Raw genomic sequence first — 22,341 nt, forward strand, 5'->3', positions numbered from 1 at the left:
AGAGCGGTGACTACCTACAGGACCGAAAGCGCCGATTCGAGGTCCGAACGAAGGTCGTCGACGTGCTCGACGCCCACGGACATCCGAAGCAACGAATCGGAGATGCCGAGCGCGTCGCGTTCGGTCTGCGAGAGCGGCGAGTGGGTCATCGTCGCCGGGTGCTCGATGAGACTCTCGACGCCGCCGAGACTCACCGCCAGCGGGAACTCCCGGAGTTCGCCGAGGAATTCGGCGGTCCCGTCGAGGTCGGTGTCGAGTTCGAACGACAGCACCCCGCCGAAGCCCGACTGCTGGCGCGCCGCGAGGTCGTGTTGCGGATGGGACTCCAGCCCCGGGTACAGCACTCGCGTCACGGCCTCGTGGGATTCGAGGAACTCGGCGATTTCCATCGCGTTGGCCTCGTGCTGGCGCATCCGCAGCGGGAGCGTCTTGATTCCCCGGAGCGTCAGGTAGGAGTCGAACGGCGAGAGCATCGACCCCATCCCGACGCGCTGGAGGAAGGTAATCTCCTCCAGTACGTCCTCGCGGTCGGTGACGACCGCGCCGCCGATGGAGTCGGAGTGACCGTTGAGGTACTTCGTGGTGCTGTGGACGACCACGTCGGCCCCGAGCGAAAGCGGATTCTGGAACTGCGGGCTGAGGAAGGTGTTGTCCACCCCGAACACCGCGTCGCCCTCGTCGGCGATGGCCGCGATGGCCTCGATGTCGCAGAGGTGCATGAGCGGGTTCGTCGGCGTCTCCATCCAGACGAGCGCCGTCTCCTCGCGCATCGCGGCCGCGACGTTCTCCGGGTCGGTGGCATCGACGAACGACACGTCCACGTTCAGCCGGTCGGCGAACAGCCGGTTGAGCATCGTCTTCGTCCCGCCGTAGAGGTCCTCGAACGCGACGATGTGGTCGCCCGGCCGGACCACCGCGGTCATCGTCGCGGCGATGGCCGCCGTGCCGGAGACGAACGCCAGCGCGTGGTCGGCACCTTCGAGCGCCGCGAGCCGGTGTTCCAGCGCGTTCCGCGTCGGGTTCGACAGCCGCGAGTAGAGGTACTCGCCCGCGTCGGGGTCGAGCGTCTCCAGGTCCGCGTCGGGGTCGATGGTCGGCACCGCGTAGGTCGAAGAGAGATGGACCGGAACGACGACGTCCTCGACGCCAGGGGCCGGGGTCTGACCGCGCTCGCCGTGGGTCACCGCCAGCGTCTCGCGGCGTACATCATTATCGTTCATACAGGAAAGGCGACGACTCGCGTCCTAAAGGTTTCTATCGCGTTCTGACCAAATGCACGAAAAGAATTACTGGCGTCGTTAAATTACCTCAAGTTATCCGATTTCGGTTCGTAGACCCTCAAAGATATTCCCGTCCACCTGTACCAACGCCGACAGGTCGAAGCTCCCACCGTTTTCCGCGACTCGCTCCGCTCGTCACGCAAAAATCTGGACCAAAAACGACCGCCGAAACTCCTACGCCAGCGCCGACAGGTCGAAGCTCCCACCGTTTTCCGCGACTCGCTCCGCTCGTCACGCAAAAATCTGGACCAAAAACGACCGCCGAAACTCCTACGCCAGCGCCGACAGGTCGAACTCGAACGCCGCGACCGGCAGTTCGAGGTCGTGGTCGACGATGACTTTCGGGTGGAGTTCGCCGACGACGCCGACTTCCTCACCGTCGATGACGACCGCGGCGGTGCGGCCGTCGATGAACGACGGATGCTCGGTCGCGGGCGTCTCCAGTTCCGCGTCGTAATCGCGGCAGAGCGCCGCGAGGCGAGCCTTCGCGTCCTCGTAGGTCGCATCGTGGCGGGCGAGGACGGCCGCGACGTGCCGGGCCTCGGCGACGCGGGTGTTCTCGCCGTCGTCGCGGTGGGCCACGTGGCCGATTTCCGCGAGGTCCTGCGGGTACGCCCGGTGGGTGTTGTTCTCCAGCACCATCGTCAGCGAGGGCAGCACCCACGTCCGGAGCATGGTGTAGTCCTCGCTGTACGGCTCGGTGATGGAGGCCGGATCGCCGCCGCCGAGATACTCGGAGCCGACCTCGACGTCCATGCGCTCGTAGTTCTCCTCCTCCGAAATCATGTGGAAGTTGAGCAGGTCCTCGAAGCCGAGGCCGACGAGCGAGGTGCGGACGGCGTCTTCGAGTCGGGAGCGCTCGTGGCGCTGGCCGACCGTCCCCACGTCGGGGTAGCGCGGTTCGAGTTCGTTGAAGCCGTAGGCGCGACCCACGTCGTCGACGAGGTCCAGCGGGTGGAGCACGTCGACGCGGTACGGCGGGATAGAGACCTCGTAGACGGTCTCCTCACCTAACTCGGCGTCCGCGTCCAGCCCGGAGCGCTCGAACAGGTCGATGACCTCGTCCATCTCCAACTCGACGCCGAGAACCGTCTCGATGCGGTCGTGGGAGACGTGTTTCGTCTCGACTTCGAAGTCGGGCTTGACGACGGTTCCACCCCCGTACTGCACCTCGACGTCCTCGATGGTCGCCCCGCGGGCGGCCAGCGCGTAGCAGATGATGTTGCACATCCGGTCGATGGTCCACTGGTCGGTGCCGGTGAGTTCGACGAGCAGGTCGCGGGAGTCCGTCGAGACCTCGGTCCGGCGGCCGTTGATGACCGGCGGGAACGAGAACAGACCGATTTCGTCGTAGATGGCCGGATAGCGGTCGTACTCGCTCACGAGGTCGGCGTACTTCCGCCCGGTGTCGTGCTGTTCGAGCACCTCGGCGGGCGTGAGTTCGTCGTTCGAGTCGAGCGCGACGAAGGTGTCGCCGTCGGGTTCGATACCCGTGTACGTGATGGAGTTGCCGGAGGCGTTCTCCGAGAGCACGTCGCCTTTCAGCATCGTCAGGTCGTGGATGCCGATGGCTCCCTTGGCGCGCTTGCGGCCCATCGTCGCGTGGAGTTTCTCCTGCAACTGGATGAGCGAGTCGAGCGCCGCGTCGTCCAGGTCGACCCCGCGGACGACCGCGCCCGTGACGTAGGGTCGCTCCTCGGGCACGTCGTCGTCGACGACGAAGGTCCAGTCGGGGTCGTTCGTGTTCGGCACCGAGACGCCGCGGGCGTCGCCGTACTGGTAGCGAAGCGAGCGGGCGACGCCTTCGACCGACAGGCGGTCGAGGCGGTCGGGACCGAACTCCAGTTGGAACGCCCCGTCGTCGGTGACGCCCTCGAACTCCAGTCCGAGCGCGAACAGGTCGTCTTTGAACTCCTCGTCGGACTTGTCTTCGTGGCCGGTCAGGCGGCGCAGTTCGTCGGGTTGAACGTCGACTACGGGCATTACTTGAGCACCTCCGTCTCGCGGAGCAGGTCGAGGTCGCACAGCGTTCCGTGCACGTCGCGGATGTCGTCGAAGCCGTACATGAGCATCAGGAGACGCTCCAGGGCGAGGCCCCACGCCATCACGTCGCACTCGACGCCGAGCGGGCGAAGCACTTCCTCGCGGAACATGCCGGAGTTACCGATTTCGATGAGTTCGCCCGTCTCGGGGTGTCGGCCGAACAGCTCGAACGACGGCTCCGTGTAGGGGTTGTAGTGCGGCTTGAACTGGATGTCCGTGATGCCGAAGTGGGAGTAGAACTCCTCGAAGGTGCCCATCAGGTCGCGCACCGAGAGGTCCTCGGCCATCACCCAGCCCTCTATCTGGTAGAACTCCAGCAGGTGCGTCGGGTCGAGCGTGTCGTTGCGGTACACCTTCTCGACCGAGAAGTACCGCTGCGGCGGCTCTAACTCGCCGACCTCGTGGCCCGAGAGGTAGCGCATCGACAGCGACGTGGTGTGGCCGCGGAGCGCGATGGCCCGCGCGAAGTCCTCGGACCACGGCGAGTGGTAGCCGTCGCCGTCCTCGCCGACGCCGTTGAGGTGGGCGTCGCGGACGCGGTCGATGAGGTCCTCGGGGATGTCCTCCATCGGCGGCACGTCGAGGGCGAAGCGGTCCCAGTGGGTGCGCGCCGGGTGGTCCTGCGGCATGAACAGACAGTCGTTAATCCAGAAGTCCGCGTCGGCGTGCGGGCCTTCCATCTCGGCGAAGCCCATGCCGGTGAGCACGTCCTTCACGCGGTCGGCGGTCTGCCGGAGGATGTGCTTCTTACCGCCGCGGGCCTCGGGCGCGTCGGCCTCGACGTTGTACTCCGTGAACTCCACGTCTTCCCACTCGCCGGAGGTGAGCAGTTCGGGCGTGAGGCGGTCGACCGTCTCCGCGGCCTCGACGCCCTCCATCAGCGCCGTGACGCCCTCGTCTGTGAGGGTGACGGCGCGGATGGTGCGCTCGTGGCGGACCACGAGCTGTCGCGATTCGAGCTGGTCGAGCACGTCGGCGTCGACGGACTCGCCCGCGGCGAGGGCCGCGAGCGCGGCGGCCTCCTCGTCGGCGTCGGGGTCGGCGTCCGCGTCGGGCGCGAGTTCGCCCGAATCGATGGTCCCGTAGCCCTTGCGCGCGAAGTTCGACAGCGCGATGTCGACCTGCGGGCCGCCGAGGGAGGACGCGCCGATGACCTGCCCCATCGGGACCGCATCGCCGTCGCCCACGTCGAGCGCGGCGCGGTAGAGCCGGACCTCGGGAAGGTCCTCCTCGGCGTACTGGACGCCCTCGTCGGTCAGTTCGACGGACTCCGCCGTGGTCTCGGTGACCGAGACGAGTCCCTCGTCGCGGAGGTCGAAGACCGCGCCCGTCACCGTCTCGGGCTTCTGGTCCGTCGCCTCCGCAAGCTGTGCAATCGTTCGTTCGTCGGTGGCGCTCGCGGCGTTCAACACCGCGACCTGTGATTCCGGAAGTCGCATCTGGTTCGTTGTGGCGTTAGCCGTCTGGTGGTCGGTTAGCAGTTTCGAAGCCTCGCCGCGCTGGCGGGGCTGACCGGCGGGGTCGGTTTCGTCCGGCGGGCGCGATGACGCCCGCACGGAGTCCGCCGACCTCAGGCGGTCAGGAAGAAAAATCCGAACCCGTCGGTGGTCGGTTCGCTCGCTCGCGTCCCGCGTTTGGGTTCGGACACCATATGCGACCGATTGTGAGTGCCGAGTAAAAGCGTTGCGCGTCCGTCCCGAGCCAGTCCGAACGCAGATACGTTCTTGGTACCGGCCGACGGAGAGACGGCGAAGACGAATGCGAGACCTGGACACGACCCTCTCGGCGATTCGCCTCGGCCACGAGGCGTCGCTCATCGTCAAACCCCCGAACCGACCGGACGACAGAGACGACGTCGAGGCCGTCCTCGTCCGGGCCTCGCCGCCCTACGAGTTCGACGACGGCGAACGGACCTACCGCGTCGTCGAAGACGAGGGCGACACCGGCTTTCGCGTCCTCGCGTCGCGCGACGTCGCCGACCCCGTTCGCGTCCTCGGCGAACTCCGCGCCGTCGTCGATATGAGCGCCTGAGACGAGCGTTCGATTTCTCTCACGCCACGTTCCGCTCGCGGAGCGTCTCGCCCGACTCGAACCGGTCGAGCGACAGCGCCGACACGTCCACCCCGCAGGCGTCCTCGCCGAGACACAGGTCGGCGACGGCCTCGCCCGTGGCGGGCGCGTGCTGGAATCCGTGGCCCGAAAAGCCCGCGGCGACGACGAGACCGGGTTCGACCTCGTCCAGAACCGCGTGGTGGTCCGGCGTCACGGCGTACAGTCCGGCCCAGCCGTTTCGAATCCGCGTCTCCGGACCGAAGTAGGCCGCGGCGTCGTCGGCCCGCTCCGTCGCCTCCACCGCCCACTCGATATCCATCGACTCGTCGAACCGGTCCGGGTCCACGTCGGGGTCCGACGCCGAGAAGTGGCCGCCGACGATGGCGGTCCCCTCCCGCTCCGGCCGGAAGTACGCACCCGTGTCGAGGTCGATAGTGAGCGGGGCGTCCGCCGGAAGGTCGCCCTCGGGCTCCACGACGGCTATCTGTCGGCGGCGCGGCGCGAGTGGGAGGTCGACGCCCGCGAGCGCCGCGACCCGACCGGACCACGCGCCCGCGGCGACGACCACGGCGTCGGCGTCGATGGGCCCGTCCGGCGTCTCGGCCCGCCAGCCGCCGACGCGAGCGAGGTCGGTCACGGGCGTCTTCGTCCGAACGTCGACGCCGGCGGCGCGGACCGCGTCCGAGTAGCCCTGAACCGCGGAGTGCGGGTCGGCGACGCCGTCGGCGGCCGAGAAGGTCGCCGCGACGAACGACTCGGCCCGGAGCTCCGGGAGGTACTCGGCGGCCTCCTCGGGCGAGAGGACGCGACTCGGCGCGCCCGCGTCGGTCTGCATGGCGACGTTCTCCCGGAACGCCGCGGCGGTCTCCTCGGTCCGGGCCAGAAAGAGGTAGCCCGACCGACGGTAGTCGATGTCGACGCCGAAGTCGTCCGCGAAGGACTCCCAGACGGGGACGCTGGCGAGCGAGAGTTCGACGTTCACGCGCGTGGAGAACTGCGTTCGGATGCCGCCCGCCGCGCGACCCGTGCTGCCGCCGCCGAGCGTCCCCGCCTCGCAGACGGTGACCTCGGCTCCGCGGTCGGCCAGCGCGTGGGCGCAGGCGAGTCCGACGACCCCGCCGCCGACGATGAGGACGTGCATGGTCCTGTCTGATTCGCCACCGACATGAGTTTGTCTGTCACACACTAGCGAGGCGCAATGTTTTCACCCGACCGCGACGAGTCGTCCGGGTATGGTCCGTATACTCTCCGCCGACGCCGTCGGCGAGTTACTGTCGCTCGCGGAGCTGTTTCCCGTCGTCGAAGAGGCGTTCGTCAAGCAGGGTCGCGACGAGGTCGAACGGCCCCCGAGACCGCACTTCCCGGTCGGCATCGACATCGACAGGGTTCGGGACGGGACCGGCGGCGAGGGTGTCGCGGGCGCGGGTGTGGAACCGGCAGGGCGGGACGGCCCGCTCGGCACCGCCCTCACCATGCCGGCGTACATCCACGGCCGCGAGGTGTACGCGACGAAGCTCGCGTCGGTCCATCCCGAGAACGTCTCGCACGGCCTTTCGACGGTGAACGCGCAGGTCGTCCTCACCGACGCGACGACCGGCCTCCCGCTCGCGCTCCTCGACGGGACGACGATTACCAGCGCCCGCACGGGCTGTATCGGCGGGCTCGCCGCGGAGTACCTCACCGCCGAACCGGTCCGACTCGGCGTCCTCGGCGCGGGCACGCAGGCCCGCTGGCAGAGCCGCGCCGTCGCCGTCGGCTCCGCGGTCGAGTCAGTCCGGGTCTACTCCCCGAGCGACTCCCGCGAGGCGTGCGCCGCCGACCTCCGCGAGGACGGCCTCCCCGCCGAAGCGGTCGACTCCCCCGAGGCGGCCGTCTCCGGGGCGAACGTCGTCGTCACCGCGACGACGAGCGAGACGCCCGTCTTCGACGGCTCGTGGCTCGAACCCGGAACCCTCGTCGTCGCCGTCGGGGCCTACACACCCGAGATGCGGGAACTCGACGCCGAGACGTTCGAGCGGGCCGCGCGGGTGTTCGCCGACGTGCCCGAGGAAGTCGCCGACATCGGCGACGTGCGCGGGGCCGACATCGACGAGTCCGACCTGATTCCGCTCTCGGCGGTGTTCGAGGGCGACGCCGGTCGCGACGACGACGACGAGATTCTGGTGGTCGAGAGCGTCGGCTCGGCGGTGCTCGACGCCGCGACCGCTGAGTACCTCTACGAGAAGTCGAACGCGCGCGGCGTGGGAGAAGAAGTGGGGTTGTGAGCGGTCGTGTGGGCGATGGGTGGCGTTACCGCCTCACTAGTGCTCGGCGGCAACCCCTCGCCGCTCTGTCTCTAAGTCGATGTCCAGCGAGTCGAGGACCTCCTCGGCCTCCTCGCGCTTTTCGTGGTGGTCTTCGAGGAACTCCCGCATCATCGTCGCCGCCTGCTCCTTGCAGCCGCCGCAGAGGCGCTCGCCGCCGACGCACTCGTCGTAGACCTCCTTGGCGAGGTCGTCGTCGTCGCCCGTCAGCAGGTAGGCGTACAGCTCGTACACCGGACACTTGTCGGCCTCGCCGCCGAGTTCGCGCTGTTCGTCGGCGGTGTCGCGGCCGCCGGTCGTCGCCGACTTCACCTTGTCGTAGCCCTCCTCGGGCGCGTCGAGAAGCGAGATGTGGCTCGCCGGAATCGACGACGACATCTTGCCGCCGGTGAGACCGGTCATGAAACGGTGGTAGATAGAGGACGGCGGGATGAATCCGTAGCCGCCGTGGTGGGCCTCGACCTCGCGGGCGAGGTCTTCGGCCTCGTCGACGCCCATGTCGAACGCGTCGATGTGCTGGTCGTACCGGCGCTTTTCGCCCTCGATGTCCTCGATGAGCGCCTCGAACGCCTCGTCGGTCGCCTGCCGCGCGAAGAAGCGAATCCGCGGGCGGAGCGGTTCCATCCCGGCGTTTTCGAGCTTCTCGACCGCCGATTCGCGGACCGACTCGGAAACGAGCACGCCGGCCGCGTCGAGGTCGGCGTCGGCGAGCCACTCGGCCGCCTCGCCGCACCGCGGCATGTCGGCGTCCTCGGCGTACGCCTCGCGGGCGTCGTGGGCGGCCGCGACGAGCGGGCGCTCGGCGTCGTCGAGTTCGAAGCTCGCGAACGCCTCGGTCACCTTGAAGAATCGCATCCGGGTGGCGAGGTCGCGGGCGAACCGGACGTGGGGGTCCTGGTCGGGGCCGACCGGGATGACCGTCGGCTTGGGGTCGTCCAACTGCGGATAGAGGATGTCGGCCATCTGCGTGACGACCGACTGCATGTGCGAGACGTTGGTCTCGCCGTCGAAGCCGTAGATGGACTGGAACTCCGAGAAGTTGGCCTTCCCGCCGAGTTCGAACGCGAGCCGCTGGAGCCGGTCGTTGTCGGACTGTCGGTAGAGTTCGCCCGCCTCGGGGTCGAACCCGAGCGCGATGAGCGACAGCAGGTAGTCGCGGCTGTGCTCGTTGATTTCGTCCCACGGGATGCCGCGGGCGGAGTGCGCCTCCATGTCGGCGATGAGGCCGTAGGCGTCGCCGCCCTGCTCTTGATGCCAGATTATCTCGTCGAAGACGAGCTTGTGGCCGATGTGGGGGTCGCCCGTCGGCATGAAGCCCGAGAGGACGGCGAAGTCGTCGCCGTTTCGCATGGCGTCGAGGACCGGTCGGTAGTCGCGGTGGCCGAAGATGACCCCGCGGCGCATCAGGTAGTGCGGGTTCGGTACCTCGTCGAGCACCTCGTCGAACTCCTCGATGCCGAACTCCTCGAACAGCTTCCGGTAGTCGGAGACGGTCGACGAGCCCCACGGGTCGAGGGCGACGTCATCTGCTCCCTCTGCTGTGCCTCCATCGGTGCGGATGCGCTCCGCGGGTTCGTCGTCTGTCATGGCGTGAGCCGACTGACCGAAAGCCAGTCTATCTCTCCGTTGTCGTCGGTCAGCGCAAAAACCATTCGCTTGCGGACACCGCCGGCGAGGCGAACGTCGAGCGAGAGGTCCCGCGGGACGAACGTGTGGTCGGGCGCGACCACGCGCACGAGGAACTCGGAGTGCGAGAGGTCAGACACCGACTCGAACTCCGTGTAGACGCGGAAGTCCGAGCCGAACTTGAAGCCGCTCTTGGGGACCGTCTTGGCCCCCCGGAGCGCGGCGTAGACCGCGAGCCGGCGGTCGAATCGGTCGCCCTCGACGTCGCGGCCGCGGGAGACCACGTCGGCCTCGTCGGTGGCGAGCGCGTCGGCGCGGGCGAGGTAGGCGGCTTCGAGGAGCGACAGTTGGAGCGGGCCGCTGTCGGCGTTTCTCCCGTAGAGTCGCTGACCGAAGAAGCCGCGCTGGTAGAGGCGGTCGACGCCGTCCCAGACGAGCGCGCGGTCCGAGAGGAGCTCCGCGTCGAGGTCGGCCGGGAGGTCCTCCGCGGCCGTGCCCTCGGGGGAGTAGCCCTCGGTGTCGAAGTAGGTCAGGTCGCCGTCCTCGTCGACGATGGCGAGCACCACGTCCCCGAGCGACGAGACGGGGATGCTCTCGCGCTCGCCGACGACGCGGACCCGGTGTTCGACCTCGCCGTCCCACGGACCTTTCCCGCGGGGGTAGACGAGGAAGTCCGCGCCCGCGGCGTCGCCGACGCCGGGCCAGCCCTCCCGGGCGGGCGAGAGGTAGAACCCGCGGTCGCGGAGGTCCTTGTAGACGACGAAGTCGAGGGTGGTCCCCGTTCGCGCGAGGAGTTCGCGCAGGCCCATCCCGTCCACGCCGTCGATGTCGTCCCGCGAGAGCAGGTGGGCGGCCTCGACGGGCGCGACCTCGAGGTCGTCGCCGCCGGTGGGTCTCCCGTAGCCGCGCGAGTCGTGGAACCGCTGTCGAGCGTCGCCCGGGAGGTGGACGACGCCGTCTTCGAGGCGTCCTTGCATACCCGAATCGGGGCGCGGCGACGACAAAGGGCCTGCGATGCCGGCGGCGCGGCCCGCGGGAGCGTCGGGGTGACCGCCAGCGTCGACTCGTCGCGGCCGCGGTTCCGGACGCGCACCGCTCGGCCGGCCGTGTCGCCAGCGGCGGGGCCACGGTCGTCGCCCCCCGTCTTGCTGCCCTGCGCGTGGGCGTCGGCTCATGCGACCTCGCAGGTGGAGTCGAGACACCGCCGGCCGCGACTCGTCTCGAATATCGGGAGGCCGCACTCGCAGTCGTCGCCGACGACGCCCGCGGGGAGGGAAAACGCCGTTTCGCACTCGGGGTAGGCGTCACAGCCGGCGAGCAGCCGGCCGCCCCGTCGGATGATGCGGAGCGGCGACCCGCAGTCCGGACAGGACCACTCGCCGTCGAAGCGGTCTCTCACATGGTCGTCAAGCGGGTCGCACCGGCGGTCGATACACACCTCGAACGGCGCGCCGCGCTCGACGCGCATCAGCGGCAGGCCGCAGTCGTCACACGTCTCGTCGAGGACGGTCGCGCCCGCCGGCAGGCGATACTCGGTCCCCGAGTCGAGGGCGACGACGGACCCGTTAGTCCTGACGAGCGGGTCGCCGGTGTCGGGGTGTGAACCGACCGGGACGCCCGCGTCGCTCGCGGGGTACTCGGCGCGGCCGGTCACGTCGTTCGACTCGACCGTGAGGGTCTGGTCGCCGGCGCGGGCCACGAGGCCGAACGACCCCGGCCCCGACTCGACGGTCAGCGAGTCGGCGCGGGTCAGCCACGCGACGGGTTGGTAGCCCCCGGCGTCGTGGACGAGGACGGTGCGGTCGGGTTTGGCCACGACGACGACCCGGCCGCGCTGGGTGCGGTCGCGGGAGCCCTCGAAGCTGACGGTGCAGTCGCCGGCGAAGACGCGTATCGAATCCATGCGGCGGAATGGCCGCCAATTGCGATTTGAACCTTCGTACGGGGGTTCATCAGCCATGCCGCGGCACGAAGCTCTTTGGTCGGTCGCGGCCGAGGGCGAACCATGGACGCGAACGTCGTGCTGTTCGACATGGACGGAGTGTTGGTCGATTCCGAACAGTACTGGCACGCCTTCGAGGACGAGTGGGTGTTCGCCGACGCCATCGAGTCCGGCGACCCCGACCACGAGGAGATAACGGGGATGAACTTCCGCGAGATATACGACTACCTCGACGCGGAGTACGGGACGACCGTCACGAAAGACGAGTTCGTCGCGGCGTACCACGAGAACTCAGAGGGCGTCTACGGCGAGCACGTCGTCCTGATGGACGGCGCGGAGGAACTGTTTTCGGACCTCCGCGCGGCGGGCAAGAAGGTCGCCATCGTCTCGTCGGCCCCGCAGGCCTGGATTTCGACCGTCCGCGAACGGTTCGACCTCGACCCGCTCGACCTCGTGCTCTCGGCCGACGACATCGACAGACCGGGGAAGCCCGAACCGCACATCTACGAGCACGCCGCCGCCGAGTTCGGCGTCGCCCCCGAGGAGTGCGTCGTCATCGAGGACTCGATAAACGGCATCGAGGCCGCCGTGCGGTCGGGCGCGTACACCATCGCCTACCGCGGCGAACAGAACGCCGACCTCGACCTCTCGCGGGCGGACGAAATCGTGAACGGACCGGCGGAGTTGCGGGCGGCGTTGCTCGGCGAGGAGTAGCCGAAAGCGACCGAGAAAACGACTGAAAAACGGCTGACGCCGCGTTTTCTGCTATTCGACCCGAACCGTCCGCGTCTCCCGAATCGGGAGCAGCGGCAGGTCGGGGAACGTGACCTCCACGACGAACTCCAGTTCGTCGTCCGTCGCGCCGAAGACGCCGACGGGGACCGTCACCTCGTCCGAGAGGTAGCACGTCTTCGCCGACATCTCCACGTCGTTGACGGTGACGCGGATGCCGACCGAGCCGCCGCCGCCGTCGTTCCGCACGCGGATGTCGTGCATGTCGCTCTCGCCGCGAGCGACCGACTCGGGGAAGTCACCCCAGTCGATGTCGGGCGCGGGGAGGTCTCTCGCGCTCTTGATGACGCGCTCGGCGACGCCCTGCGAGAGGCCCGCGCGGGTGAGTTCCTTCACGCCGGCGTCGACCACGTCGGCCGGGGTGGAGAGCCCGCCGGTGGCGAGCTTTCGCGCGCGACCGGGACCGATGCCGTCGACGGCCGTGAGCGCCGCGGCGTCGCTGCTGACGCCGTTGTCGACGCGGGCCTCGACGCGCTTTGCGAGGTTGGCGGCGCGGGCGTCCGCGAAGGTGTCGAGGAACTCGCGGAGCGCGGAGAGGAGTCGGAGCGCGTTCTGCTTGATGACCCACGCGTCGCTCCGGAGCTCGCTCGGCGTCGAGTTCGCCATGCTGGCGTGGAGGATGGCGAGCACCTTCTTCGGGCCGTCTTCGAGCGTGGTCGAGACGCCCGTCAACACCGAGTCGACGGCGTCGACCTCGGACTGACGCGCCGACACCTGCCGGAAGTCGGCCGCGCCCGCGACGGTTTCGAGGATGTCGTCGGCGGTGATGCGGTCGCGCTCGGCGAGGTCGGCGAAGCGGGAGGCGGTCCCGAGGCGGAGGTAGTACTTCGAGGTGAGTCGCCCGAGCGGTGTCGCGTCGATAGAGAGGTCGTCGTCCATCTCGACGAAGCCGCGGGAGACGAGGCGGTCGAGCACGTCGCGGACGCGCTCGCGGAGGTCCTCGAAGTCGTAGGCCGCCGGGTTCGACTGCGCCCGGCGGTAGTAGAACGTCGTCTCCAGCCACGACAGCACGTCGTCGAGGTCGCGGATGGTGCCCATGGCGATTTCGGCGTTAAGGTGCGAGTCGAGGTCCTCGGCGAGGCGCGACTCGATTTCCTTGCCCTCGCGGAGCAGGCGGCGGTACTTGTTCTGGTCCGAGCGGTCGCAGACGACCCACCCGTAGCCCACGTCGTCGTAGCCGGGGCGGCCCGCGCGGCCGAGCATCTGGAGGATGTCGAGCGGCGAGATGTCCACCTCGCCTTCGAGCGGGTCGTGGTGTTTCGTGTCGCGGATGACGACGCAGCGGGCGGGGAGGTTCACGCCCCACGCGAGCGTGGAGGTCGAAAACAGGAGCTGAATCTTGCCCTCCTTGAACCACTCCTCGACGGCCTCGCGGTCGTCCCGAGAGAGGCCGGCGTGGTGGAAGCCGACGCCGTCTAAGACGCCCTTGGCGAGCGAGTCGTTGCTCAGTTCCTTCGCCTCGTTGTGGAAGTCGTAGTCGCCGCGCGCGCCGATCGGCACGTCGCGCTTGGCGAGTTCGTCGCGGGCCTTGGCGGCCGCGCGGACGGCGTCCTGCCGCGAGGAGACGAAGACGAGCGACTGGCCGCCGTCGCGGATGTGGGGCTCCGCGAGGTCGAACGCCCGGTAGAGTCGGCGGTACTTGTCGGCGAAGGAGTTCTCGCCGTGGGTGTAGGTTTTGACGCCCGCGTGGAGGTCGACGGGGCGGTAGTCGTCGCCGAACTCGAAGGTCGTCTCGTCCGGCGCGTCGAGCCACGCCGCCACGTCGTCGATGTTGGGCATGGTCGCGGACAGCGCGACGATGCGGGGGTCGCAGATGCGTCGCATCCGCGAGACGGTGACTTCGAGGACGCCGCCGCGGGTCTCGGAGTCCAGCAGGTGGACCTCGTCGATGACGACGCAGTCCACGTCCTCGATGAAGGAGTAGCGCGCCGAGTCGTGTTTCCGGGTCGCGGAGTCGGTCTTCTCGGGCGTCATCACGAGGATGTCGGCGCGGGCGGCCCGCCGCGGGTTCAGGTCGCGCTCGCCGGTGACGACGTACACCGAGTAGCCGAGGTCCTCGAAGCGCTCCCACTCGGTCTCCTTCTCGGTGGTGAGCGCGCGGAGCGGCGCGATGAAAAGCGCCGTCCCCTCGTCGCGGAGGGTCCGACAGATGGCGAGTTCGGCGAGCGCCGTCTTCCCGCTGGCGGTGGGCGCGGAGGCGACGACGTTGTGGTCGGTGTCGAGGATGGCGGGCAGCGCCTCGCGCTGCATCCGGTTGAACTCCTCGAACCCGAAGGCGTCTGCGAACTCGGGGACCGCCTCGGCGACTTTCACTGGGCGCACCTCCGGGTGCGCGCTGGCGTCGGGGACGAGACGAAGACGAGCGTCATACACGAAGCCGAGTCGTCCGTGGGGAAAGGCGTTTCTCCATCCGGCGCGGCGGCTCGCGGGTATCGAGCGAGCGGAAAACGGAGGGACTGAGGTTGGTGGCACGTTCCGGCGGAACGCGGTGTGGTGTGGTAGAGTGGGGGGCGGAGTCGAGGACCGAAGTGCCGAGCGCTTACGCGGCGCCGGCGAGCGCGGCGATGAACGACCAGTTCGTCCCCGCGGTGGCCTCGTGCTTCTTCGATTCGGCCTTCGTCATGTTGCGGCGGTGTTTCCAGTTCATACTCGATAGAAGTCTTTACTCGAATATAAGTTTTTCAGTTAGATGATACATCTAGCACGGTCGTACATGCTGTTTGATGGAAAGTTGTGATGTATTCGGCCTGAACGTTTCGTTTCTCGCGAGAGTAGTGTTCGTTTGAACGATTCTGAACAAGGCGTGGTAGCACGGGACGTGCATGCGATGGCTAACGTCGCGGGGACGCGGTTTCGGTTGACTCGGCGGGAGATTCCATCGGCAACCCGACAGACGGCGGACCAATCCTCACGTTTTTGCCCGTCGCCTCGCAAGAACTGCCTATGCGCACGCGGCGGAAGCCAGACTGGTTGAAGATGCGACCGCCATCGGGCCGGCGTTTCACCGATATCAAATCGACGCTCCGGGACCGGAACCTCAACACCGTCTGCGAGGAGGCGAACTGCCCGAACCTCGGAGAGTGTTGGAGCGGCCGCGACGGCCCCGGGACGGCCACGTTCATGCTCATGGGCGACCGGTGCTCGCGCGGGTGTAACTTCTGCGACGTGACGACCGGCGGGATGGAGCCGCTCGACCCCGAGGAGCCGGCGAACGTCGCCGACGCGGTGGCCGAAATCGGCCTCGACTACGTCGTGTTGACCTCCGTGGACCGCGACGACCTGCCGGACCAGGGCGCGGCCCACTTCGCCGAGACCATCCGCGAAATCAAGCGCCGCGACCCCGAGGTGCTCGTCGAGGTGCTGATTCCCGACTTCCAGGGCGAACCCGAGCACGTCCGGAAGATAATCGACGCCGGGCCCGACGTCATCGCCCACAACATCGAGACCGTCGAGCGCCTCCAGTGGCCGATTCGGGACCGCCGCGCCGGCTACGAGCAGTCGCTTTCGGTGCTCCAGCAGGTGACGGACGAGTCCGACATCCACACGAAGACCTCGGTCATGCTCGGCCTCGGCGAGCACGCCCACGAGGTCTACCAGACGCTCTCCGACCTCCGCGAGGCCGACGTGGACATCGTCACCTTCGGTCAGTACCTCCAACCCTCTCGGAGCCACCTCGACGTGTTCGAGTACGTCCACCCCGACGCCTTCGAGACGTGGCGGCGCGTCGCGGAGGACGAACTGGGCTTCCTCTACTGCGCGTCCGGCCCGATGGTCCGGTCGTCGTACAAGGCCGGCGAACTGTTCGTGGACGCGCTCCTCCGCGAGGGGTCGAGCGTGGAGGAGGCGCGGCAGGCCGCGCGCGCGGCCGCCGGACAGTAAGTTCCGCCGCCATCCCACCCCGCTCCGCGCGACTCGACCGACCGGGTCCGACCCCGTTCCCGCCCCGAAACGGTCCTGCAATGCTGTCGATATTTCCGATTATTTCTCGGTGATGTGTGGGTTCACACTAATGAACGTCAGGAAGAATCGTTTAGAAGCGAAAATGTCCAATTTTACCTCGCGTGAGTTTACATAGCACGACGCGAGCCGCAATATTCCGAGCCAAAGTAAATTATATACGAAAACAATATAACGCCGGCGGGTGTCGATTTTGCCATGAACAGGAGGGTTCTCCCGTGAGCGTGCTTCAGCGCGACCCGCAGGACCAGGTACGAGTGCTCGACGAGGACGGGACCGTCGTCGGCGAGGTTCCCGACATCGACGACGAGACGCTCGTCGAGATGTACCGGTACATGCGTCTCGCCCGACACTTCGACACGCGGGCGGTGAGTCTCCAGCGGCAGGGGCGGATGGGGACGTATCCGCCGCTGTCGGGACAGGAAGGCGCACAGATAGGCAGCGCAATCGCGCTCGACGAACAGGATTGGATGGTCCCGAGCTATCGCGAACACGGCGCGTCGCTGCTCCGGGGCCTCCCGCTGAAACAGACGCTTCTGTACTGGATGGGCCACGAGAAGGGCAACGAGATGCCCGAGGGCGTGAACATCTTTCCGCCCGCGGTCCCCATCGCCTCGCAGATTCCCCACGCGACCGGCGCGGCGTGGGCGAAGAAGCTCCGCGGCGAGGACGACACGGCCGTCATCTGTTACTTCGGCGACGGCGCGACCTCCGAGGGCGACTTCCACGAGGGCCTGAACTTCGCGGGCGTCTTCGACACCCCGAACGTCTTCTTCTGTAACAACAACCAGTGGGCCATCTCGGTGCCGCGGGAGCGACAGACCGCCTCCGAGACGCTGGCGCAGAAGGCGACCGCCTACGGCATCGACGGCGTGCAGGTCGACGGGATGGACCCGCTCGCGGTCTACTCGGTGACGAAGGCGGCGCTCGACAAGGCGAAGAACCCCGCCGAGGGCGAGGGCCGGCCGACGCTCATCGAGGCGGTCCAGTACCGCTTCGGCGCGCACACGACCGCCGACGACCCGACCGTCTACCGCGACGACGAGGAAGTCGAGAAGTGGAAGGCGAAAGACCCCATCCCGCGGCTGGAGTCGTTCCTCCGCGAGACGGGCCGCATCGACGACGAGGGCGTCGAGGCCATCGAGGCGGACGTGAAACAGCGGGTCGCCGACGCCATCGAGGCGGCCGAGTCCGACCCGCGTCCGGACCCGAGCGAGATGTTCAACCACGCATACGCCGAGCGAACCCCGGAGATTCAAGCGCAGTACGAGGAGTTCGAGGCGCTCCGCGAGAAGTTCGGCGACGAAGGATTCCTCAGAGAATGAGCAGTCAGAACCTCACCATCGTGCAGGCGGTACGGGACGGTCTCTACACCGAGATGAACCTCGACGACGAGGTGCTCGTCATGGGCGAAGACGTCGGCAAGAACGGCGGCGTCTTCCGGGCCACGGAGGGCCTCTGGGACGAGTTCGGCGACGACCGCGTCATCGACACGCCGCTTGCCGAATCGGGCATCGTCGGCACGGCCGTCGGCATGGCCGCGATGGGGCTGAAGCCGGTCCCCGAGATTCAGTTCTCCGGCTTCATGTACCCCGGCTTCGACCAAATCGTGAGCCACATGTCGCGGTTCCGCAACCGCACCCGCGGCCGATACACCCTCCCCATGGTGCTCCGCGCGCCCTACGGCGGCGGCATCCGCGCCCCCGAGTCGCACTCGGAGTCCAAGGAGATGTTCTACGCGCACGAGGCCGGCCTGAAGGTCGTCATCCCCTCGACGCCGTACGACACGAAGGGACTGCTCATCTCCGCCATCCGCGACCCCGACCCGGTCATCTTCATGGAACCGAAGCTCATCTACCGGGCGTTCCGCGGCGAGGTCCCCGAAGAGGAGTACACGGTCCCCATCGGCGAGGCCGCCGTCCGCCGCGAGGGCACGGACGTGTCCGTGTTCACTTTCGGCGCGATGACGCGCCCGACGCTCGAAGCCGTCGAGAACCTCGAAGAGGAGGGCATCGACGCCGAGGTCGTGGACATCCGCACCATCTCGCCGCTCGACCGCGAGACCATCGTGGAGTCGTTCAAGAAGACCGGCCGCGCGGTGGTCGTCCACGAGGCCCCGAAGAACGGCGGTCTCGGGGCCGAAATCACGGCGACGATTCAGGAGGAGGCGCTGCTCTACCAGGAAGCGCCGGTCAAGCGCGTCGCGGGCTACGACGTGCCGTACCCGCTGTACGCGTTGGAGGACTACTACCTCCCCTCGGTCGCCCGCGTCGAAGAAGGTATTCGTGAGGCGGTGAACTTCTGAACGATGGCGCTCAAGGAATTCAAACTCCCCGACGTCGGCGAAGGCGTCGCGGAAGGCGAACTCGTAACGTGGCACGTCGCGCCGGGCGACGAGGTGACAGAAGACCAGGTGCTCGCGGAGGTCGAGACGGACAAGGCGCTCGTCGACGTGCCCTCGCCGTTCAACGGGACGGTTGAGGAGCTCCTCGCCGAGGAGGGCGAGGTCGTCCCCGTCGGCAACGTCATCATCACCATCCGGGTGGGTGGCGACGACGAGGAGGCCGCCGAGACAGCCGACGCGGACGCCGAGGAGACGGCCGAGAGCGACGACGCGCAGGCGTCGGACGACACCGGCGACGCCGACGACGACGACGGTTCCGGCGGACGCGTGTTCGCCCCCCCGAGCGTCCGACGGCTCGCCCGCGAACTCGGCGTCAGTCTCGACTCCGTCGACGGCAGCGGCCCGAGCGGCCGCGTGACCGAAGGCGACGTTCGCGCCGCCGCGGAAGACGACGGCGACGACGACGAGCCCAGCGGCCCGCGGACCGTCCAGAGCAACGGGAAGTCCGCGACCGCGAAGCGCGACGAGGGAGCGTCGGGCGCGTCCGCGTCGGCCGAGAGCGCCGACCGAGAACAGACGCTCGCCGCGCCCGCGACCCGCGCGCTGGCCAAGGAGGAAGGCGTCGATATCAACACCGTCCCCGCGACCGAGATGCGTGACGGCGAGGCGTTCGTCTCGCCCGAGGCCGTCCAAGAGTACGCGCAGGCCCAGCGCGAGGCGCAGGCCGCGGACGCCGAAGCGGTGTCCGCCGAGGCCGACGCCGGAACCGCGACCGCCGAGGCGACGAGCGAGTCGGAAGCGGCCGAGCGCGCCGAAGCCGAAACCGGCCCCGGTGCCGGCGAGCGCGTCCCCTACAAGGGCGTCCGCAAGGCCATCGGCGACCAGATGCAGCGCTCGAAGTACACCGCGCCGCACGTCACCCACCACGACGAGGTGGACGTGACGGAGCTCGTCGAACTGCGCGAACGGCTCAAGCCGGTCGCCGAGGAGCGCGGCTCGCGGCTGACCTACATGCCGTTCGTGATGAAGGCCGTCATCGCGGCGCTGAAGGACTTCCCGTACCTCAACTCGCAGCTCGACGAGGAGAACGAGGAAATCGTCCTGCGCGACGAGTACAACATCGGCGTCGCGGCCGCGACCGACGCCGGCCTGCTCGTCCCCGTCGTCCACGACGCGGACCGCAAGGGCATGCTCGAACTCGCCGACGAGATGAACGAGAAGGTCGAGAAGGCCCGAAACCGCAAGATTTCGCCCGGCGAGATGCGCGGCGGCACCTTCACCATCACCAACATCGGCGGCATTGGCGGCGAGTACGCGACGCCCATCGTCAACTACCCCGAGGTGGCGATTCTCGCGCTCGGAGCCATCAAAGACAAGCCGCGGGTCGTCGACGGTGAGGTCGTGCCGCGAAAAGTCCTCACCCTCTCGCTGTCGTTCGACCACCGCATCGTCGACGGCGCGCAGGGCGCTCGCTTCACGAACCGCGTGAAGGAACTGCTCGAAGACCCCAAGCTGTTGGTGTTAGAATAATGGTCGTCGGAGACATCGCGACCGGAACCGACCTGCTCGTCATCGGCGCGGGGCCGGGCGGCTACGTCGCCGCCATCCGCGCCGCACAGAATGGGATCGACACGACGCTCGTCGAGAAGGACGCCTATGGGGGCACCTGCCTCAACTACGGCTGTATCCCCTCGAAGGCGCTCATCACGGGCGCGAACCTCGCCCACGAGGCGGGCCACGCCGAGGAGATGGGCATCCACGCCGACCCCGTCGTCGACATGTCGCAGCTGCGCGACTGGAAGAGCGGCGTCGTGGACCAACTGACCGGCGGCGTCGAGAAGCTCTGTAAGGCCAACGGCGTCAACCTCGTCGAGGGCACCGCCCGGTTCAAAGACGAGAACGCCGTCCGCATCGCCCACGGCGGCGAGGGACAGGGCTCGGAGACCATCGAGTTCGAGCACTGCATCATCGCCACCGGCTCGCGCGTCATCCAGATACCCGGCTTCGACTTCGGCGACGAGCCGGTGTGGTCGTCGCGCGACGCCCTCGAAGCCGACACCGTCCCGGAGCGGCTGGTCGTCGTCGGCGGCGGCTACATCGGGATGGAGCTGTCCACGACGTTCGCCAAGCTCGGCGCGGACGTGACCGTCGTGGAGATGCTCGACGACATCCTGCCGGGCTACGAGTCCGACGTGGCCCGCGTCGTCCGCAAGCGCGCCGAGGACCTCGGCATCGACATGCACTTCGGCGAGGGAGCAAGCGGCTGGCGCGAGGAGGACGACGGCATCATGGTGACCACCGAGACCGAAGACGGCGAGGAAAACGAGTACCGCGCCGACAAGGTGCTCGTCGCCGTCGGGCGCTCGCCCGTCACCGACACGATGGACATCGAGAGCGCCGGTCTCGAAGCCGACGACCGCGGCTTCCTCTCGGTCGACGACCGCCGCCGAACCGACGTGGAGCACATCTACGCCGTCGGCGACGTGGTCGAGGACACGCCGATGCTCGCGCACGTCGCCTCGAAAGAGGGCATCGTCGCCGCCGAACACATCGCCGGCGAGCCGGTCGCCTTCGACAGCCAGGCCGTCCCCGCGGCGGTGTTCACCGACCCCGAAATCGGCACGGTCGGCATGACCGAGGCCGACGCCGAGGAGGCCGGCTTTTCGCCCGCCGTCGGCCAGATGCCCTTCCGGGCGTCCGGCCGCGCGCTGACGACGAACCACGCCGACGGCTTCGTCCGCATCGTCGCCGACGAGGAGTCCGGCTTCGTCCTCGGGGCGCAAATCGTCGGCCCCGAGGCCTCGGAGCTAATCGCCGAACTGGCGTTCGCCATCGAGATGGGCGCGACGCTCGAAGACGTGGCGTCGACCATCCACACCCACCCGACGCTCGCGGAAGCGGTCATGGAGGCCGCCGAGAACGCGCTCGGGCAGGCGATTCACACGCTGAATCGGTAAGCGCCGCAGAACCGGACCGGTCTTTTTTCACCCGTCGTCGAACCACCACAGCGCCAGCATCGTCCCCACGACTGCCACGGCCGCGGGAATCGACTCGTCGACGCCGAGTGTGCGGACGTCGAAGAGGACGACGCCCTCGAACAGGGCGGCGAGCGCGAGGGCCACGAAGACGAAGCCCGCCACCCAGATTTCGGGCGTGTTGACGTCGCTGATTGGCATGCGCGGTGCTACGGGCCGAAATATGATAAGTGTTAGCAAACCACAATCAGACTACTCGTCGGCGTCGAGAATCCCGTGGCTCTCGAAGAGCTTTCCGAGTCGGTCCATGGAGGCGACGACGGCGTCGCAGGCCGGTCGGACCGCGTCCTTGGGGACGAAGCCGACCGAGAGGCCGGCGACTTCGAGCATCGGGAGGTCGTTCGCGCCGTCGCCGACCGCGACCGTTCGGTCCATCGGGACGTCGTGTTCGGCCGCGTGGTTCTCCAGCGCCGTGTCCTTCGTGCCCTCGATGAGCGACCCCTCGACGTCGCCGGTGAGTCGGCCGCCCTTCACGGGCAGGCGGTTCGAGACGATGTCGTCGACCTCGACGCCCTCCTTTTCGAGCGCGCGCTCGACGCCGCGTTCGAACCCGCCGGTGAAGATGGCGACGTGGTGGCCGTAGTCGCGGAGGCGCCGGATGAGGTCGGCCGCGCCGGGGCGGAGTTCGACCTCGCCGTAGGCCTCCTCGGCGAGTTCCTCTTCGAGGCCTTCGAGGAGGCGGGCGCGCGACCGGAGGCTCTCCGCGTAGCTCATCTCGTCGTTCATGGCTCGCTCGGTGATGTCGGCCATCTCGTCGGCCGTGCCGTTCTTCTTGCCGAGGAGAACCGTCATCTCGGAGTCCGAGAGCGTGCCGTCGAAGTCGAAGGCGATGATGCGCATATCTGCCCGTCGTCGCCGCGGGGTTTCAAAGCTTCCGCGTCGGCAGTTATCGGGCGAGGGAGACAGCGACCGAGTCGGCCGCCGGAGGAAAGCAGCGTCGCGCCGCGCACAGCTATTTACCGGTCGT

The 22,341-nt window shown here is 68.2% G+C and carries 18 protein-coding genes; 8 read left to right on the top strand and 10 right to left on the bottom strand.

What is annotated here, in order from left to right:
- Positions 1-14: 14 nt before the first annotated feature.
- The 3 genes from ABY42_RS14630 to pheS form a co-directional block, all read right to left on the bottom strand.
- Positions 15-1,220 carry a trans-sulfuration enzyme family protein gene (locus ABY42_RS14630; RefSeq protein ID WP_049905035.1) on the bottom strand — a complete coding sequence of 402 codons (1,206 nt, stop codon included), beginning with the start codon at positions 1,218-1,220 and terminating at the stop codon, positions 15-17.
- Positions 1,221-1,550: 330 nt separating this feature from the next.
- Positions 1,551-3,263, bottom strand: a complete 1,713-nt coding sequence (gene pheT / locus ABY42_RS14635; RefSeq protein WP_050459843.1) for a phenylalanine--tRNA ligase subunit beta — start codon at positions 3,261-3,263, stop codon at positions 1,551-1,553.
- Positions 3,263-4,762 carry a phenylalanine--tRNA ligase subunit alpha gene (pheS, locus tag ABY42_RS14640; protein ID WP_004974214.1) on the bottom strand — a complete coding sequence of 500 codons (1,500 nt, stop codon included), beginning with the start codon at positions 4,760-4,762 and terminating at the stop codon, positions 3,263-3,265. The genes pheT and pheS overlap by 1 nt, the downstream gene beginning before the upstream one ends.
- Positions 4,763-5,081: 319 nt before the next feature.
- Here pheS and ABY42_RS14645 point away from each other — a divergent pair, with 319 nt between their 5' ends.
- Positions 5,082-5,354, top strand: coding sequence for a hypothetical protein (locus tag ABY42_RS14645; RefSeq protein WP_004974211.1), 273 nt, complete (start codon positions 5,082-5,084; stop codon positions 5,352-5,354).
- 19 nt (positions 5,355-5,373) lie between these two features.
- Here the strand turns inward: ABY42_RS14645 and ABY42_RS14650 are convergent, their stop codons facing one another.
- Positions 5,374-6,516 carry an NAD(P)/FAD-dependent oxidoreductase gene (locus tag ABY42_RS14650; RefSeq protein WP_050459844.1) on the bottom strand — a complete coding sequence of 381 codons (1,143 nt, stop codon included), beginning with the start codon at positions 6,514-6,516 and terminating at the stop codon, positions 5,374-5,376.
- Between the two features lie 91 nt (positions 6,517-6,607).
- On the opposite strand from ABY42_RS14650, the gene ABY42_RS14655 reads away from it, so the two are divergent.
- Positions 6,608-7,639: an ornithine cyclodeaminase family protein gene (locus ABY42_RS14655; protein WP_050459845.1), complete on the top strand. Its 1,032-nt coding sequence runs from the start codon at positions 6,608-6,610 to the stop codon at positions 7,637-7,639.
- 36 nt (positions 7,640-7,675) lie between these two features.
- Here the strand turns inward: ABY42_RS14655 and ABY42_RS14660 are convergent, their stop codons facing one another.
- The 3 genes from ABY42_RS14660 to ABY42_RS14670 all read right to left on the bottom strand — a co-directional run bounded on the left by ABY42_RS14660 (position 7,676) and on the right by ABY42_RS14670 (position 11,207).
- Positions 7,676-9,265: a tryptophan--tRNA ligase gene (locus ABY42_RS14660; RefSeq protein WP_050459846.1), complete on the bottom strand. Its 1,590-nt coding sequence runs from the start codon at positions 9,263-9,265 to the stop codon at positions 7,676-7,678.
- Positions 9,262-10,281, bottom strand: a complete 1,020-nt coding sequence (gene endA / locus ABY42_RS14665; protein WP_004974201.1) for a tRNA-intron lyase — start codon at positions 10,279-10,281, stop codon at positions 9,262-9,264. The genes ABY42_RS14660 and endA overlap by 4 nt, the downstream gene beginning before the upstream one ends.
- Before the next feature lie 194 nt (positions 10,282-10,475).
- Positions 10,476-11,207: an Sjogren's syndrome/scleroderma autoantigen 1 family protein gene (locus ABY42_RS14670; protein ID WP_050459847.1), complete on the bottom strand. Its 732-nt coding sequence runs from the start codon at positions 11,205-11,207 to the stop codon at positions 10,476-10,478.
- 102 nt (positions 11,208-11,309) lie between these two features.
- Between ABY42_RS14670 and ABY42_RS14675 the strand changes: the two genes are divergently transcribed.
- Positions 11,310-11,960, top strand: coding sequence for an HAD family hydrolase (locus tag ABY42_RS14675; protein WP_004974198.1), 651 nt, complete (start codon positions 11,310-11,312; stop codon positions 11,958-11,960).
- A 51-nt stretch (positions 11,961-12,011) separates the two neighbouring features.
- On the opposite strand, the gene ABY42_RS14680 is transcribed toward ABY42_RS14675, so the two are convergent.
- Positions 12,012-14,351 (bottom strand): DEAD/DEAH box helicase, encoded by a 2,340-nt coding sequence (locus ABY42_RS14680; protein WP_050459848.1) that lies wholly within the window; start codon positions 14,349-14,351, stop codon positions 12,012-12,014.
- A gap of 630 nt (positions 14,352-14,981) precedes the next feature.
- On the opposite strand from ABY42_RS14680, the gene lipA reads away from it, so the two are divergent.
- The 5 genes from lipA to lpdA all read left to right on the top strand — a co-directional run bounded on the left by lipA (position 14,982) and on the right by lpdA (position 21,296).
- A complete protein-coding gene (gene lipA / locus ABY42_RS14685; protein WP_049905034.1) occupies positions 14,982-15,917 on the top strand; it encodes a lipoyl synthase in 936 nt (311 codons plus the stop codon).
- 296 nt (positions 15,918-16,213) lie between these two features.
- Positions 16,214-17,320 carry a pyruvate dehydrogenase (acetyl-transferring) E1 component subunit alpha gene (gene pdhA, locus ABY42_RS14690; RefSeq protein ID WP_004974193.1) on the top strand — a complete coding sequence of 369 codons (1,107 nt, stop codon included), beginning with the start codon at positions 16,214-16,216 and terminating at the stop codon, positions 17,318-17,320.
- On the top strand, positions 17,317-18,300 hold the full coding sequence (locus ABY42_RS14695; RefSeq protein ID WP_050459849.1) for an alpha-ketoacid dehydrogenase subunit beta: 984 nt from the start codon (positions 17,317-17,319) through the stop codon (positions 18,298-18,300). Before pdhA ends, ABY42_RS14695 begins: the two co-directional genes overlap by 4 nt.
- A 3-nt stretch (positions 18,301-18,303) precedes the next feature.
- Positions 18,304-19,869 (top strand): 2-oxo acid dehydrogenase subunit E2, encoded by a 1,566-nt coding sequence (locus ABY42_RS14700; RefSeq protein WP_050459850.1) that lies wholly within the window; start codon positions 18,304-18,306, stop codon positions 19,867-19,869.
- On the top strand, positions 19,869-21,296 hold the full coding sequence (lpdA, locus tag ABY42_RS14705; RefSeq protein WP_004974186.1) for a dihydrolipoyl dehydrogenase: 1,428 nt from the start codon (positions 19,869-19,871) through the stop codon (positions 21,294-21,296). The genes ABY42_RS14700 and lpdA overlap by 1 nt, the downstream gene beginning before the upstream one ends.
- Positions 21,297-21,323: 27 nt before the next feature.
- Here lpdA and ABY42_RS14710 read toward each other — a convergent pair whose 3' ends face one another.
- Entirely contained in the window at positions 21,324-21,515 is a 192-nt protein-coding gene (locus ABY42_RS14710; RefSeq protein WP_004974182.1) for a hypothetical protein, read from the bottom strand.
- Between the two features lie 51 nt (positions 21,516-21,566).
- Positions 21,567-22,214 carry a phosphoserine phosphatase SerB gene (serB, locus tag ABY42_RS14715; protein ID WP_004968687.1) on the bottom strand — a complete coding sequence of 216 codons (648 nt, stop codon included), beginning with the start codon at positions 22,212-22,214 and terminating at the stop codon, positions 21,567-21,569.
- Positions 22,215-22,341: the final 127 nt, after the last annotated feature.

It is taken from the genome of Haloferax gibbonsii, assembly GCF_001190965.1.
In the GTDB taxonomy this organism is placed as follows: domain Archaea; phylum Halobacteriota; class Halobacteria; order Halobacteriales; family Haloferacaceae; genus Haloferax; species Haloferax gibbonsii.

Coding starts and splice junctions, on each gene's coding strand:
- pheT (WP_050459843.1), bottom strand. CDS start 3,263: ATGCCCGTAGTCGACGTTCAACCCGACGAACTGCGCCGCCTGACCGGC.
- ABY42_RS14650 (WP_050459844.1), bottom strand. CDS start 6,516: ATGCACGTCCTCATCGTCGGCGGCGGGGTCGTCGGACTCGCCTGCGCC.
- ABY42_RS14695 (WP_050459849.1), top strand. CDS start 17,317: ATGAGCAGTCAGAACCTCACCATCGTGCAGGCGGTACGGGACGGTCTC.
- ABY42_RS14675 (WP_004974198.1), top strand. CDS start 11,310: ATGGACGCGAACGTCGTGCTGTTCGACATGGACGGAGTGTTGGTCGAT.
- ABY42_RS14710 (WP_004974182.1), bottom strand. CDS start 21,515: ATGCCAATCAGCGACGTCAACACGCCCGAAATCTGGGTGGCGGGCTTC.
- lpdA (WP_004974186.1), top strand. CDS start 19,869: ATGGTCGTCGGAGACATCGCGACCGGAACCGACCTGCTCGTCATCGGC.
- ABY42_RS14660 (WP_050459846.1), bottom strand. CDS start 9,265: ATGACAGACGACGAACCCGCGGAGCGCATCCGCACCGATGGAGGCACA.
- pheS (WP_004974214.1), bottom strand. CDS start 4,762: ATGCGACTTCCGGAATCACAGGTCGCGGTGTTGAACGCCGCGAGCGCC.
- ABY42_RS14700 (WP_050459850.1), top strand. CDS start 18,304: ATGGCGCTCAAGGAATTCAAACTCCCCGACGTCGGCGAAGGCGTCGCG.
- endA (WP_004974201.1), bottom strand. CDS start 10,281: ATGCAAGGACGCCTCGAAGACGGCGTCGTCCACCTCCCGGGCGACGCT.
- ABY42_RS14645 (WP_004974211.1), top strand. CDS start 5,082: ATGCGAGACCTGGACACGACCCTCTCGGCGATTCGCCTCGGCCACGAG.
- ABY42_RS14630 (WP_049905035.1), bottom strand. CDS start 1,220: ATGAACGATAATGATGTACGCCGCGAGACGCTGGCGGTGACCCACGGC.
- serB (WP_004968687.1), bottom strand. CDS start 22,214: ATGCGCATCATCGCCTTCGACTTCGACGGCACGCTCTCGGACTCCGAG.
- lipA (WP_049905034.1), top strand. CDS start 14,982: ATGCGCACGCGGCGGAAGCCAGACTGGTTGAAGATGCGACCGCCATCG.
- ABY42_RS14670 (WP_050459847.1), bottom strand. CDS start 11,207: ATGGATTCGATACGCGTCTTCGCCGGCGACTGCACCGTCAGCTTCGAG.
- ABY42_RS14655 (WP_050459845.1), top strand. CDS start 6,608: ATGGTCCGTATACTCTCCGCCGACGCCGTCGGCGAGTTACTGTCGCTC.